Annotated in this window: 12 protein-coding genes; 5 read left to right on the forward strand and 7 right to left on the reverse strand. The window is 71.2% G+C overall.

The features are described 5' to 3' along the window. Positions 1–263: 263 nt before the first annotated feature. The 4 genes from bla to IF00_RS0105980 all read right to left on the reverse strand — a co-directional run bounded on the left by bla (position 264) and on the right by IF00_RS0105980 (position 4124). Positions 264–1181: a class A beta-lactamase gene (gene bla, locus IF00_RS0105965; RefSeq protein WP_106975771.1), complete on the reverse strand. Its 918-nt coding sequence runs from the start codon at positions 1179–1181 to the stop codon at positions 264–266. 149 nt (positions 1182–1330) lie between these two features. After that, complete coding sequence (locus IF00_RS0105970) at positions 1331–2023, reverse strand: VOC family protein (RefSeq protein WP_030314993.1); 693 nt, start codon at positions 2021–2023, stop codon at positions 1331–1333. 127 nt (positions 2024–2150) lie between these two features. Then, a complete protein-coding gene (gene thpR / locus IF00_RS0105975; protein WP_030314994.1) occupies positions 2151–2774 on the reverse strand; it encodes an RNA 2',3'-cyclic phosphodiesterase in 624 nt (207 codons plus the stop codon). A 111-nt stretch (positions 2775–2885) separates the two neighbouring features. Further along, complete coding sequence (locus IF00_RS0105980) at positions 2886–4124, reverse strand: serine hydrolase domain-containing protein (protein WP_030314996.1); 1239 nt, start codon at positions 4122–4124, stop codon at positions 2886–2888. Between the two features lie 391 nt (positions 4125–4515). On the opposite strand from IF00_RS0105980, the gene IF00_RS0105985 reads away from it, so the two are divergent. Beyond that, a complete protein-coding gene (locus IF00_RS0105985) occupies positions 4516–6549 on the forward strand; it encodes a DUF11 domain-containing protein (RefSeq protein WP_030314997.1) in 2034 nt (677 codons plus the stop codon). An 81-nt stretch (positions 6550–6630) separates the two neighbouring features. On the opposite strand, the gene IF00_RS42550 is transcribed toward IF00_RS0105985, so the two are convergent. Genes IF00_RS42550 through IF00_RS0106000 form a run of 3 tightly spaced genes read right to left on the reverse strand, consistent with a single transcriptional unit; the run spans position 6631 to position 8702 of the window. Next, positions 6631–7188, reverse strand: coding sequence for a hypothetical protein (locus tag IF00_RS42550; protein WP_051819882.1), 558 nt, complete (start codon positions 7186–7188; stop codon positions 6631–6633). A gap of 2 nt (positions 7189–7190) precedes the next feature. Beyond that, on the reverse strand, positions 7191–7829 hold the full coding sequence (locus IF00_RS0105995; RefSeq protein ID WP_030315000.1) for a GDSL-type esterase/lipase family protein: 639 nt from the start codon (positions 7827–7829) through the stop codon (positions 7191–7193). Positions 7830–7841: 12 nt separating this feature from the next. Beyond that, entirely contained in the window at positions 7842–8702 is an 861-nt protein-coding gene (locus IF00_RS0106000; RefSeq protein ID WP_030315001.1) for a fumarylacetoacetate hydrolase family protein, read from the reverse strand. Between the two features lie 152 nt (positions 8703–8854). On the opposite strand from IF00_RS0106000, the gene IF00_RS0106005 reads away from it, so the two are divergent. The 4 genes from IF00_RS0106005 to IF00_RS0106020 all read left to right on the forward strand — a co-directional run bounded on the left by IF00_RS0106005 (position 8855) and on the right by IF00_RS0106020 (position 13348). Further along, on the forward strand, positions 8855–9865 hold the full coding sequence (locus IF00_RS0106005) for a hydroxyacid dehydrogenase (protein WP_030315002.1): 1011 nt from the start codon (positions 8855–8857) through the stop codon (positions 9863–9865). Between the two features lie 302 nt (positions 9866–10167). Beyond that, the gene (locus IF00_RS0106010; RefSeq protein ID WP_030315003.1) at positions 10168–11493 is read left to right on the forward strand and encodes a sugar ABC transporter substrate-binding protein; all 1326 of its coding nucleotides are present in this window, start codon (positions 10168–10170) and stop codon (positions 11491–11493) included. Then, the gene (locus tag IF00_RS0106015; protein ID WP_030315005.1) at positions 11490–12485 is read left to right on the forward strand and encodes a carbohydrate ABC transporter permease; all 996 of its coding nucleotides are present in this window, start codon (positions 11490–11492) and stop codon (positions 12483–12485) included. The genes IF00_RS0106010 and IF00_RS0106015 overlap by 4 nt, the downstream gene beginning before the upstream one ends. Continuing rightward, positions 12482–13348: a carbohydrate ABC transporter permease gene (locus IF00_RS0106020; protein WP_030315007.1), complete on the forward strand. Its 867-nt coding sequence runs from the start codon at positions 12482–12484 to the stop codon at positions 13346–13348. The genes IF00_RS0106015 and IF00_RS0106020 overlap by 4 nt, the downstream gene beginning before the upstream one ends. Positions 13349–13372: the final 24 nt, after the last annotated feature.

A 13372-nucleotide genomic window follows, 5' to 3' on the forward strand; every position in this document is an offset into this window, starting at 1 on the left:
GGTCCCGTCCGCTCGAGTTCGGACGGGAGCCGGCCGGATTACCGGCGGCCCACGGGTCGGGTGACTGCGTGGTTTTCGGCAGATGACCTGCCGAGGTGCACAGAGTGCGACGGCAGGCCGTTAGCCCGCAGTCACCTCACGAATCCGAAAAGAAACCATGTTCTCGGATCACCTCCTTTCAGCGTGTGACCACAGCCTAGGAAAGTCCGCGGCGACGCTCAAGCCATTTATTTCGAGCTCTTTCTCGATCAGCTCTTTCTCGATCAGCCGAGTTCCGCCGCCACCAGGGCGGCCGCGTCGGCCACCAGCGCATCGACGGGCGCCGCGTCCTCCACGAACCGCGTGGACAGCACGGTGAGGACGATCGGGCCGCCGTCCGGCGGCCAGGTGACGCCCGCGTCGTTGTTGCCGCCGTAGCGACCGCCGCCGGTCTTGTCGGCGAGGACCCAGTCGGCGGGCAGCCCCTTGCGGAACCGCTCACCGCTGGTCGTGTTGGCGAGCATCCACCCCGTGAGCCGCTCCCGGTCCCGGCGCGGCAGCGCGTCGCCGAGGACGAGGCGTCCGTAGCTCCGCCCGACGGCGCGGGGCGTCGAGGTGTCGGTCTCGCGCCACGGCTCCGCCGAGTTCAGCTCGGGCTCCCAGCGGTCGAGCCGGGTCGTACGGTCGCCGATCGACCGGGCGAACCGGGTGACGGCCGTCGGACCGCCCAGCTCGCGGAGGAGCAGATTGGCGGCGGTGTTGTCGCTGAAGCGCAGCGTGGCGTCGCAGAGCTCGGCGACGGTCATCCCGTGGGCGAGGTTCTCGGGCAGCTCCGTCCTGGGTGACCAGCCGGACCGCTTGACGTCCGCCGCCGTGTACCGGATGCGCCGTGCGAGGAAGGATCCGTCGTGGTCGAGGTCGCGCAGCACGGCCGCGACGGCGAAGGTCTTGAAGACGGAGCACATCGGGAAGCGCTCGTCGGCGCGGTACGCCACCGAGCGCCCGGTCCGCACGTCGTGGGCGAACACCCCGAGCCGTGCGGAGTGCCGCTCCTCCAGCTCCCGGAGCCGTGCGACGAGGTCCTCCCCGCCGGGTGCGGAGGCGTACGCCGTCCCGCCGAGCGGTAACGCGGCGGCGAGCGCGGCACCGGCACCGAGGCCGAGCACACTGCGACGGGACGGGCTGAAACCTGTGATGGACAAGGTGATTCCCTTTCCGGAGCGATCACTGCACAGGGAAACACGCAGAGACGCCCCCGACCGGTTTCGACGGCACGGACGCCGCGGCTCCGTCGTGGCCGGCGGCGGCTCCGGGGACGGCCGGACGACACCTTCCCGCAGCGGCGCCGCTGTCAGCCGTCCCGCCCCTGCCACGTCGTGATGCAGGCCTCGTTGCCCTCGCCGTCGGCGAGGACCCAGAAGGCCGGGGCCCGATCCCCGGACACGAGACGGCCGCCCGCCGCGAGGGCGGCGTCGAGCCTCCGCAGCGCCTCGTCGTGCGGAACGCAGAGGTCGAAGTGGATGCGATTGCGCTGCGGGCGCGGAACGTCCATCCGCTGGAACCACACCGCCGGGCCCTGCCCGAGGGGATCGACGAGTGGGGCGACGAGCACGTCGGGGCCCGGTTCGTCCGCGTACCCGAGGAGTGCCTTCCAGAACGGCCGGATGGCGGCGATGTCGAGCGCGTCGATCGCGATCTCCAGCAGCTGGAGCGACCGCGGTGCCCCGGTCGCGACCTCGGGCTCGGTGCGCAGCCCGAGCCCGCCGACGGCGGTGGACACCCGGTGTGCGAGTTCGACGTCCAAGGTGGTGACGCCCGCGTGCTCCGCGGACTGCAGGGTCAGAAGGACCCGCCCGCGCCGGATGTCGAGGGCCAGGTGCCGGTCGGCGTCGTCAGCGCACGCGGCGACCGCGAGCGCCGCGACCTCGGCCGCCTGCGCCAGGGACCGGACCGGGACCGCCGTGCGGAGGCCGCCCAGCAGATAGCGCCACCCCGAATCACCGACCGCGGCCGAGGCGCGCGAGCCGTTCAGTGTCGTCTCCATAGCGGTCATCCTCGCAGCCACGGACACCAGGGTGATGCGCCGTCAGGGAATCCGGGGTGATGCGGCGTCAGGGAGCCCGGGGGTGCTGACGACAGGGAGTCCGGGGTGCCGCACCGACAGGGGGAGATCAGCGCCCGTCGAACGTCCAGGCCTCGATGTCGCGGTACCGGATCGGCCCCGGGCCCCGGCCGAAGTTGCTGCCCACCAGGTGGAGCCGTTCGGCCCGCCAGGGGCGACCGGCGAAGCCGGCGAGACCGGCGGCCACGTCCGCCACGCTCGACCGGTCGTCGCGGCGGGCGCGGGCCAGCGTCAGATGGGGGCGCAGCGGCCGGTCCTCGAAGGGGACGCCGCACTCCTTGACCACACCGCGCACGTCGGCGGCGAGGCGGTGCAGTCCGTCGACGTCCCCGTCGATCCCGCTCCACAGCACCCGCTCGTCGAAGTGCCCGCCGCCCCGCAGTGCCAGTTCCACCGGCCCCCGCGACGCCGCGAGGTCCGCGAGCGGCGGACCAAGCAGCGGCACCGTCCCGACCGGCAGCTCTCCGAGGAACGCAAGGGTGATGTGCCAGTCCTCGATGCGGTTCCAGCGCATCTGCGGGTACGCGTCGTAGGCGGGGCGGAGCTCCCGCTCCAGCTCGTCCTTCGCCTCGTCGGGCGGGGCGAGGGCGATGAAGACGCGAACCGTCGACGCCCGCTCCCGCTCCCGCTCGCCCTCACCGGGCTCCGTCCCCTGCCCGCGCGCCTGAGTCATGTCCCGTTCCCTGCTCGCCCTGCTTGTCCTGCACCCGGCGAGGCCGTGGCGGTTTCCGATGCGAGGGTACGCGGTGCCCGAGCGGCCCCCGCTGCTGGGGACCCCGACCTTTCAGCGCGCGAACAGGGAGCCGATGAGACGCTGGGCGACCGCCGGGGCGCCGTCCCCGGGCGGGCCCGAGGTGCCCGTCGCGTAGACCGCGCGCAGGTTCAGGTCCCGGGTGGCGAAGACGGCGCTCCGGTAGCCCATGTCCGAGCCCGTCTTGCCCCACAGGACCGATCCGTCGGGGAGTGGCGCGTACATCAGGCCGACGCTGAAGCAGGCCGTGCCCCTGGCGGGTCCGGTGGTGCAGTGGGAGCTGCCGACGTAGGGCAGGGGCTTGCCGTCGGGTCCCTTCGGTATCGCGAAGAGCTCCGCGGTCTGGGCCGGTCCCAGCAGTCGGCCGTCGAACAGGCCCCTGATGAAGCGGTCCAGGTCGCCCGTGGTGGAGGTCATGCTCGCCGGCAGTCCGCCCTGCACGTTGACGTCGACCAGCCGGCCGTCGCTCCGCGGCTGGTAGCCGGGCAGGTAGGGGCGGGGCACGGGCGTACTGCCGCCGGTCACGGAGGCCCGTGTCTCCCGCATCTTCAGCGGGTCGAGGATGCGGGTCCTCACCTCGTGCTGGAACGAGTGCCCCGTGATCTCCTCGATGAGCTTTCCGGCCACGCGGTAACCGAAGGAGTTGTACTCCTGCCGGGTGCCGGGGCTGAACCTCGGGCCGGGAGTCCGCCTGCCCTCCGGGTGGAGCGTCAGCCGGATCACCTCGTCGAAGGTGACGTAGTCGAGGCGGCGCCGGATGTCCTCGTCCGGGGACGTCGAGGCAGGGGCACCCTCGAACTCCTGGGGCAGGCCGCTCGTGTGGTCGAGCAGCTGCCGTACGGTGACCGGCTCCTTGAACAGGTTCTCCGCCAGCAGCCCGGGGAGATGGTCCTGAACACTCCGGTCCAGATCGACGCGGCCCTCGGCGGAGAGCTGGAGCAGGATCACGGCCTCCATCGGCTTGCTGATGCTGCCGATCCGGAAGTGGGCGTCACGGCTGAGCCGCTGCCCGGTCACGACGTCGCCCGAGGTTCCCCGCCAGGTCTCTCCGTCCCTGTACACCCGCGCCAGGACACCCGCGGTCCCGTCCTCCGGGCGCACGGTGATCGCCTCGCGGAGGGCGGCACGGTCCAGGCCGGGGGCGGCACGGCCCGGACCGGGGCCGTGCCCGCCGTCCCCGGTCGCGGCGAGCGCGGGGGCGGCGGCACCGAACGTCAACGCGGCGGCCAGGGCCAGCGACAGGCGGAGCGGCATCGGTGAGGAGTGACGCATCGGGACTCCCTCGGGAAGACGGTGATCAACTTCTTCGAGTCTGCCCACCCGGCCGGCCCACCGCGTCAGGGACCGCCCCCGGCCGCACCCTGAACCATCCCTGACCTCACATCAGGGGGTCGGTTCCCGCCACCACATGGCCGAGTCGGGAGTGACACAGCACGCCCGTCGAGGGCGGGAGCACCCGACGACCCTCCGGCACGACGCTCCGGCACGGGTATCGCGCCCGTTGCGCTCCGGCACGGGAATCGCGCCCCGTGCGCTCCCTCGCGGGGGTGGTTCCCGGGGGCCGGTGAGCGTAGTCCGGCACGGCCCGCGGGAACGGTGCCCGCTCCAGGACGAAGCTGTGCGCTGCTCCCCGTACACCACGAAGACGGAGGTTCCTACGCAGATGACCCACGTACAGCTGAGACCGGCGGTTCGGCGGCGCAGGCCCGGCGGGAGGGCCGGGGTGCCGGTCGCGCTCTCCATGGCGCTCGTCCTCGCCCTGCCCGGCACCGCGCTCGCCGCACCCGGCGATCTGGATCCGACGTTCGGTCCCGACGGCCGGGTGACGACCCCGATCACCGGGTACGCGGAAGGCCACGACATCGCGCGGCAGGCCGACGGCAGACTGGTCGTGGTCGGTGTGAGCGAGGCCGGCTTCGCGCTCGCCCGGTACGACACCGACGGCAGCCTCGACCCCGGCTTCGGCGGGGACGGCACGGTGACCAGCGACTTCGGCGGTGGCGGTCACACCGCCAACGCCGTCGCGATCCAGCCGTCCGACGGGAAGATCGTCGTGGCGGGCACCACCGAGGTGATCGCCGAGGAGGGCGGCGGCTGCTGCTTCTTCTCCGTGGCCCGGTACAACACCGACGGCAGTCTCGACACGGGCTTCGGCGACGGCGGCCTGGTGCGCGTCGAGGAGTTCGGCGGGTCCGCGGACGGCGCGGACGTGGCCGTCCAGCCCGACGGCAGGATCGTCGCCGTGGGCAAGGGCGGCGGCGGAGGCTTCGCGCTCGTCCGCCTCGCAGCCGACGGCACCCTCGACCCTGGCCTCGGCGGCGACGGGGCGGTCGTCGCGGGCTTCACCCCCACCTCTCCGCAGGACGGCGGCGGCATCGCACGGGGCATGGCGCTCCAGCCGGACGGCAAGATCGTGTCCGTCGGCTACGTGGGCAACACCGCCTTCGACATCGGCGTGGCCCGGTACAACACCAACGGAACCCTCGACACCACCTTCAGCGGCGACGGCATGGTGACCGCGGACTTCGGCGGCACCGAGTTCGGCAACGCCGTGGCCGTCCAGCCCGACGGCAGGATCGTCGCCGCCGGTTCGGGCGGCCTCGGCTTCGCCGTCCTCCGCTACAACGCCAACGGCACCCCGGACGTCGGCTTCGGCACGGGCGGCCGTACGTCGGTCAACGCCCCCGGCGACGGAGGCATCGCGTACGGTCTGGCGCTCCAGCAGAACGGCAAGATCGTGCTCGCCGGACGCGCGGACGACCCGAACAGCTCCGAGGCCAACGACTTCGGTCTGGCCCGTCTCCACGTCAACGGCGCGGTGGACACCGGCTTCGGCGGCGACGGCTTCGTCGTGACCGGCTTCAACGACTTCGACGAGGCGCGTGGTGTGCTCGTCCAGCCCGACGGCAAGATCGTCGCGGCCGGGTACGGAGCGGGCTTCGCCTTCGCCCTCGCCCGCTACCAGGGCGGTGACGGTACGCCTCCGCCGAGCGCGGACCTGTCGGTGACGAAGACCGGGACGACCACGGTGAGCATCGGCGACCGCGCCACCTACACGGTGACGGTCAGCAACGCCTCGACGTCCACGGCCACCGCGACCGGCGTGTCGCTCTCCGACACGCTCTCCGGAGCCGGGGGGACGCTCATCTCGGCCGTTCCCTCGCAGGGCGCCTGTACGACGACCACGACCGCTGCCACCTGCGCCCTGGGCTCCCTGGCCCCGGGCACGAGTGCGACGGTCACGGTCACGGCCGAACCCCGCGCCGTCGGCACCCTCACCGACTCGGTCGGCGTCACCGGCTCGCCGCAGGACCCGGTGACCTCCAACAACACGGCCACCGCGACCACTTCGGTGAACAACGCGCGCGGGTGCACCGTCATCGGCACCAGTGCCGCGGAGACCATCAACGGCGGCTTCGGCAACGACGTGATCTGCGGCCTCGGCGGCAATGACACCATCCGGGCGAGTTACGGCAACGACACCGTCCACGGCGGCTTCGGGAACGACACCATCGACGGCGGCTTCGGCGACGACACCCTGAACGGCGGCCCGGGCAACGACACCCTGACCGGCTACTACGGCAACGACCGCCTGACCACCACCGACGGCACCTCGGGCAACGACACGGCCAACGGCGGCGTCGGCACGGACACCTGCACCACCGACCCGGGCGACATCCGCATCAGCTGCCCCTGACGAAGCACGGGAACACCGCCCGGGCTCCGAGCCCGTACGAGGCCCGCAAGCGCCCCGTACGGGCCTCGCACGAGCTCCCGATCAGCTGAGGTCGGTGAGCACGTCGGACACCGCGCCGGGGCGTCCGGGCCTCAGGAGCTTCTCGAAGACGGTGAGGACCAGTTCGTCGGTCTCGTCCAGGGGAAGGTGATCGTCGCGGCTGACGTGCCCGTCCCGGGGGCGGAAGCCGTGTGCGACGAACGACGCGATGCGGGCGCCGTCCCGTATAGCGTCCGCACTCCGGCCGTCGGTGTGCAGGAACGTGTAGCTCCGGCCGTGGACGGCGGCCCGCCCGGTCTTCTCCCGGCGCCGTCCGTCGGCCGCACCGTCGCTGACGAAGGCGGCGGGGTCGTGCGGACTGAGCGAGATCGCGCTCGGCCCACGGGACGGCAGCGACGGCCCGTCGGCCTCGAACGCGCGGCCCATGACCGCGTTCTGGCGCTTGGCGAACCATCCCGTGAAGTGCTGCACGGGCTCGATGGGGACGGACGCCCGTACGCTCCCGACGGCGTCGATCACGTCGGCGCGGGTGCGGGCGTCGTCGACGTCGATGCGCCAACCACTACGGGTGGGCCGACGCCAGAGAGGCATGTCAGTCATGCTCACAGCCTCTCAGACGAGGTGCGCCCCCTCACCGTCGCGGCCGCCGCCAGCCACGTGCGCGCGACGACGCGGTGGCCGAGCGGGCTCGGATGGACCCCGTCCGGGGCGATGGCCGCAGCACCGTACACCTCGGCGGCGCGCGCCAGCGCCAGGTCCGTGCGGACCACCGTCGCGCCGTGAGCGGTCGCCGTGCGCACAACGGCGTCGATACGGGGCGCGAGGTCCTCGAACCAGGTCTCCTGCCCGGGGCCGGCCGGGAGCAGGAACGGCGTCATGACGAACAGCGGGGCGCCGCACCTCTCCTCGGTGACGATGAGGACGCGGGCGAGGGACGCCTCGAACTCCGGTACCGGGCTGAGGAGTCCGCGGTCGTAGCGGCGCCAGGTGTCGTTGATGCCGATCAGTACGGTGACGACCGAGGGGGTGAGGGCGAGGACGTCGGTGGCCCAGCGTGCCTCCAGGTCGTGGACCCGATCGCCGTCGCAACCCTTGTTGACGACGGTCGCGGGAGAGGGCAGGGCCTCGGCGATCATCCGTACGTAGCCGTCGCCGAGGGAGGTGGGGTCGCGACGGTCGCGGCCGGTGTCCGTGACGGAGTCACCGATGAAGAGCAGCCGGTCGTCCCGGGTGAACCGCATGCGCGTCTCCTCTCAGGCCTGTCGGAAGGTCTGACGCATGGTGCCGAGACCGTCGATCCCGCACTCGACGACATCGCCGTGCCGCAGGTACGGACGGGGCTCGGGCCGGCCGAGGGCCACACCGGCCGGGGTGCCGGTGTTGATGACGTCCCCGGGGTACAGGACCATGAACCGGCTCAGGTAGCGGATGATGCCGGCGACGGGGAACACCATGTCCGCGGTCGAGCCGTGCTGACGCTCGACGCCGTTCACCGTCAGCCGGAGCGAGAGCTTCTGCGGGTCGGGGATCTCGTCCGGAGTGACGAGCCACGGGCCGAGCGGGTTGAACGTCTCGCAGCTCTTCCCCTTGTCCCACTGACCGCCCCGCTCCAGCTGGAACGCGCGCTCGGAGACGTCGTGCGAGACCGCGTACCCGGCGACGCACGCGAGGGCGTCCTCGTCGCTCTCCAGGTACCGGGCGGTCCTGCCGATCACCACGGCCAACTCGACCTCGTAGTCGGTCTTGACGCTGCCCCGCGGAATCAGCACCTCGTCGTACGGCCCCGAGACCGTCCACGGGTCCTTCATGAAGACCACGGGCTCGGCGGGGAGTTCGGCTCCCGTCTCCTCCGCGTGGTCACGGTAGTTGAGGCCGATGCAGACGACCTTCCCGGGTCGTGCGACCGGCGCCCCGACGCGTACGCGGTCGACCGGCACATCCATGGCGGGCAGGGCTCCCGCCGCCACGGCCTCGGCGAGCCGGTCGAGCACGCCGTCGGCGAGCGAGCGGTGGTCGATGTCGTCGGCGATGCCGGAGGCATCGAGCAGCCCGCCGGCTCCGTCCAGGACGGCGAGGCGCTCCGCCCCTGCTTCCCCGACCCTCAGCACGCGCATGCCAGCCATCCTTCACGATAGACATCGGATGTATCGACCCGGGAATGCAAGCAATCGCCCGCAGTTTTGTCCAGCCCTTCGACCGGATCAGGTTTGTCCTCCGATGTATCGTGTGGCCCGCCGATACCGCCACGCCCCAGGAGGCCGAGCCGATGGCAGCTGCGACAACAACGCCCAACGTCCTACTGGTCATGGAGGAGGAGCGCAGAGCCGATGTCTATCCGGCGCACGTCCTGGAGGACATCGGACGCATGGCGCGCTGGCACGCCCCCGCCCTCACCCGTGACGGCCTCCTCCGGGACCCCGGCGTGCTGGAAGAGGTCCACGTCCTGCTCACCGGCTGGGGAGCACCCGTGCTCGACGCGGCGCTGCTCTCGCGTGCCCCGAGACTGAACGCGGTCATGGTGGCGGCCGGTTCGGTACGGCACCTGACGCCGCCGGAGTTCTGGGCACGCGGCATCCCCATCGTCTCCGCGGCCGCGGCCAACGCGGTCCCGGTCGCCGAGTTCAGCCTCGCCCAGATCCTGCTCGGCCTCAAGCAGGTTCACCGCCTCGCGCGCGAGGTGACGGTCAGCCGCCGCTTCCCGCACGACCCGCGGGTGTCCGGAGGGTACGGCTCCCGAGTGGGCCTGCTCGGACTGGGTGAGATCGGCCGACTCGTCGCCCGGCACCTGCAGCCCCTCGGCGTCGAGGTGCTCGCCTGTGACCCGGTGATCGACCCGGCCGCCGCGGGGGAGCTGGGTGTCCGACTGGCGGGCCTCGACGAGCTGTTCGCCTCCTGTGATGTCGTGAGCGTCCACGCCCCTCTCCTGCCCGAGACCGAAGGCCTCGTGGGCGAGCGGCTCGTGGCCCTGCTTCCCGAGGGCGCGACCCTGATCAACACGGCCCGCGGTGCCGTGCTGAACGAGCCGGAGGTGATCGGAGTCCTCCGCGACCGGCCCGACCTCACCGCCGTGCTCGATGTGACCTGGCCCGAACCGCCCGCTCCCGACTCGCCGCTCTTCACGCTGCCGAACGTCCTGCTCACACCGCACCTCGCAGGCGCCATGGGCCGCGAACGAGCCCGCCTGGGTGAACTCGTACGCGACGAACTGGGGCGGCTGGTGCGCGGCGAGCCCCTGCGGCACGCCGTCGTGCCGGCCCGGGCGTCGACCCGGGCGTAACCTGGCCTGTTTCCCGCGCCCCGACTCCTCGCGTCCGCTCAGACATCGGAGCTTTGATCGATGTCTGAGCGATGACCCCCGGGAGCGCTCCCGGGGGTCGAGGTGAAGCGCTTCGCCTCCTGACCCGGTTCCTTGACTGCTCAAGCGGGTGATGAGGGCTTCGACAGGTGTACGTCATCACGAGCCCTCAATCGTTTCAACTCTTTTCAGTCATCGGACTATTGACCCTCGTTCGGCCGCGCGTTAGCGTCCCCGGCAAGCGCTTACAGGCCAGCTGCCGACGGCGGCGAACAGGAGTTGTCATGCAGAGAACGCGATGGATCGGTGCGGGTTTCCTCGCCTCGGCGTTGGCCCTGACGAGCTGTACGTCCGGCCCTGCCGGGGCGGACGCCAAGCAGGACTCCAAGGCGGAGCTGGAGCTGTGGACCAGGACCACGCCCGGCGGCCCAGGTGAGAAGGCCACCCTGAGGCTCGTCGAAGGCTTCGAGAAGGCCACCGGACACAAGGTCAAGGTCACGGCGATCTTCGACGACTTCGAGACGAAGCTCCAGCAGCGCGCCGCCCAGCGGCAGTTGCCCGACATCGTGATGAACGACGTCACCCAGCTCGGCGCGATGAACAGCCAGGGGCTCCTCAGGGAGATCGACCTCAGCAAGATCAAGAACAGTCAGGACCTCGTCGAGCAGGGCCTGAACTCCGGCAAGAGCGTCGACGGCAAGCAGTACGGCATCCCGTACTCCGCCCAGGCCGGCGCCCTCCTCGTCCGCAAGGACTGGCGCGAGAAGCTGAAGCTGGAGGCCCCGCGGACCTGGGACGAACTCGCCGCGCTCGCCACCGCCTTCACCACCCGCGACCCCGACGGCAACGGCAAGCAGGACACCTACGGCCTCGCCGCCCCGCTGTCGACCAAGCGCGGTTACGCCTCCTGGTACTTCTCCAACTTCCTCTGGGCCGCGGGCGGTGACTTCATCACCGAGGCGGGCCAGGGCACGTACAAGCCGTCGATGACGAGCAAGGAGTCGACGGAGGCCATGCGCTGGTTCCGCGCCCTCGGCTGCGACGACAAGGTCGTCCAGCCCGGCGCCGTCACCATGGACACCCCGCCGACGAACGAGACGTTCGAGGCGGGCAGGACCGGCATGTTCGTCGTCGGCCCCTACCTCATGTCCCGCTTCGACAAGTCCCTCGGCAAGGACAAGTACGAGGTCGTCCCCATGCCCAAGGGACCGAAGGACGCCACCGTGCTCGCCGAGGGCGGCTCCGTCTATCTGATGGCCGGTTCGGAGAACCGCGCCGGACAGGACGCCTTCGCCGGGTACGCCATCTCCGCCGAGGGTCAGAGACTCGGCATGGAGGGGGTCGACGGCTCCACCGTCCAGCTTCCCGTGAACAAGACGGTCGACGTCACCGAGGTACGCCCCGACCCCCGCTGGAAGACGTACGCCGACGTCTACCGTTCCTCCGGGCGCTACGCCCCCTCCATCCCCAACTGGACCCCCGTACGGCAGACCACCGCCGAGACGGTCAACGCGCTGATGGCCGACTGCTCCCTCGACCTGGGCGAGAAGCTGCGTGAACTCGACACGAAGCTCGCCGGGATCCTCCAGGAGCAGGGAATCGCCGGATGACGAGCCTCGACCAGGTGAAGGCGGCCGCCGGCCCGGCGGCCGGCTCCACCCCGCCCGCCCGGCGCGGGCCGGCGCCGACCGCGCCGCGAGGAGCCGGGCCGCCCGTCCCCCGCCGGGTGAGGAACCGGCGCGGCGGCAGATGGTGGACGCCCTGGCTCTTCCTCGCCCCCGCCCTGATCCTCTTCCTCTACTTCAAGTTCATCCCCATGGCCAGCGCGCTGACCATGTCCTTCCAGGAAGTCCAGCCCTACCTCGGCAACCGGTGGGTCGGCGGCGAGAACTACGCCACCGTGCTCTCCTCGGACGGCTTCCGCGAGGCCGCCTGGCACACCGTCGTCCTCGCCGTCGGCCAGACCGCAGGCTCGATGCTGCTCGGCCTCACCCTCGCCCTCCTCATGGAAGGACAGGGCCGCAGACTCGGCTTCGTCCGCTCGGCGGCCTTCCTCCCCGTCGTCGTGCCGATCGCGGTCGTCGCCGAACTCTGGCGGATCATGTACCACCCCACCGAGGACGGCATGCTCAACTCCCTCCTCGGCCTGGTGGGGTTCGGCCCGTCGGGATTCATCAACGACCCGGACACCTCGATGGTCTCCATCATGCTCACCGGCATCTGGCGGGGCGCCCCCTACGACATGATGATCTTCCTCGCCGGTCTCGCGGGTGTGGACCGCGGCCTGTACGAAGCCGCCAAGGTCGACGGCGCGTCCCGGTTCCAGCGCATCCGCCACGTGACGCTCCCCGGCCTGCGCGCCGTCCTCACCATCCTCTTCATCCTCGCCGCCATCCGGGGCCTGCGCGTCTTCACCGAGGTCTTCCTGCTCACCAACGGCGGCCCCGACGGCTCGACCGAGGTCGTCATGACCGTGATCTACAAACTGGGCCTCGAACAGAACCGGCTCGGCGTCGGCGCGGCCGGAGCGGTCCTGCTGTTCCTGGCGACGCTGCTCCTGACCGTCGGCGTCCACCTGTTCCGACGGAGGGGTAACGAATGAGCGCGCCGACCGAGACCGCCCTCGGGCTGACCGAGAGCCGCAGCGCCGCCGGCCGCGCCCTGAAGGTCCTCACGTACCTCCTCGTCCTCGTGGTGTTCGCGGGACCGCTGCTCGCCCTGCTCGTCAGCGCGTTCAACCACGTCAAGGACCCCACCCAGCTCAGCGTCGTCCCCTCCGACCCCACCGTCGACAACTTCACCGTCGCCTTCGACCAGGGCGTCCTGAAGTACCTCCTCAACTCCTTCTTCGTCGTCGGCTTCGGGCTGCTGCTCCAGGTCGCCGTCTCCGTCCTCGCGGGCTACGCCCTCGCCAGGAAGCGGTTCCGGGGCATGACCCTCGCGTTCGTCGCGATCCTGGCGACGCTGATGCTGCCGGAGGAGATCCTGGCCATCCCGCTCTCCGTGATCCTCGCCGACCTTCCCGTCGTCCACATCAATCTGATCGGCTCCCTCGCCGGCATGATCGTGCCCGTCGGCGCCTGGGCGTTCTCCATCCTCGTCATGACCGAGTTCATGAAGGAGGTACCGAAGGAGCTGGAGGAGGCGGCGCGCATCGACGGCGCAGGAGATCTGCGCATCTTCGCGCAGATCATCCTCCCCATGTGCAAGCCCGCGCTCGGCGTCATCGGAGTCTTCGGCTTCACGATGATCTGGGACCAGTACCTGCTGCCCCTGCTCGTGGCCACCGACTCCTCCTCGTACACCCTGCCGCTCGCCCTGCGCACGCTCCGGGTCGACCCCCTCGTCACCCCCGGCGTGGTGATGGCAGCGTCGCTGCTCGCCCTGCTGCCCTCCGTCATCGTCTTCCTCTTCTTCCAGCGCTCCTTCGTCCACGGCCTGTCCAGCGGCGCCCTCAAGGGCTGACCCGAACGGCCGACCCCTCCGAAA

The sequence above is a fragment of the Streptomyces flavochromogenes genome, from assembly GCF_000717595.1.
Classification (GTDB): Bacteria; Actinomycetota; Actinomycetes; order Streptomycetales; family Streptomycetaceae; genus Streptomyces; species Streptomyces flavochromogenes.

What these genes read in the sequence shown, in the direction of transcription:
- IF00_RS0105970 (WP_030314993.1), bottom strand. Translation starts at nt 2,023, where the DNA reads ATGGAGACGACACTGAACGGCTCGCGCGCCTCGGCCGCGGTCGGTGAT.
- thpR (WP_030314994.1), bottom strand. Translation starts at nt 2,774, where the DNA reads ATGACTCAGGCGCGCGGGCAGGGGACGGAGCCCGGTGAGGGCGAGCGG.
- IF00_RS0105980 (WP_030314996.1), bottom strand. Translation starts at nt 4,124, where the DNA reads ATGCGTCACTCCTCACCGATGCCGCTCCGCCTGTCGCTGGCCCTGGCC.
- IF00_RS0105985 (WP_030314997.1), top strand. Translation starts at nt 4,516, where the DNA reads ATGACCCACGTACAGCTGAGACCGGCGGTTCGGCGGCGCAGGCCCGGC.
- IF00_RS42550 (WP_051819882.1), bottom strand. Translation starts at nt 7,188, where the DNA reads ATGACTGACATGCCTCTCTGGCGTCGGCCCACCCGTAGTGGTTGGCGC.
- IF00_RS0105995 (WP_030315000.1), bottom strand. Translation starts at nt 7,829, where the DNA reads ATGCGGTTCACCCGGGACGACCGGCTGCTCTTCATCGGTGACTCCGTC.
- IF00_RS0106000 (WP_030315001.1), bottom strand. Translation starts at nt 8,702, where the DNA reads ATGCGCGTGCTGAGGGTCGGGGAAGCAGGGGCGGAGCGCCTCGCCGTC.
- IF00_RS0106005 (WP_030315002.1), top strand. Translation starts at nt 8,855, where the DNA reads ATGGCAGCTGCGACAACAACGCCCAACGTCCTACTGGTCATGGAGGAG.
- IF00_RS0106010 (WP_030315003.1), top strand. Translation starts at nt 10,168, where the DNA reads ATGCAGAGAACGCGATGGATCGGTGCGGGTTTCCTCGCCTCGGCGTTG.
- IF00_RS0106015 (WP_030315005.1), top strand. Translation starts at nt 11,490, where the DNA reads ATGACGAGCCTCGACCAGGTGAAGGCGGCCGCCGGCCCGGCGGCCGGC.
- IF00_RS0106020 (WP_030315007.1), top strand. Translation starts at nt 12,482, where the DNA reads ATGAGCGCGCCGACCGAGACCGCCCTCGGGCTGACCGAGAGCCGCAGC.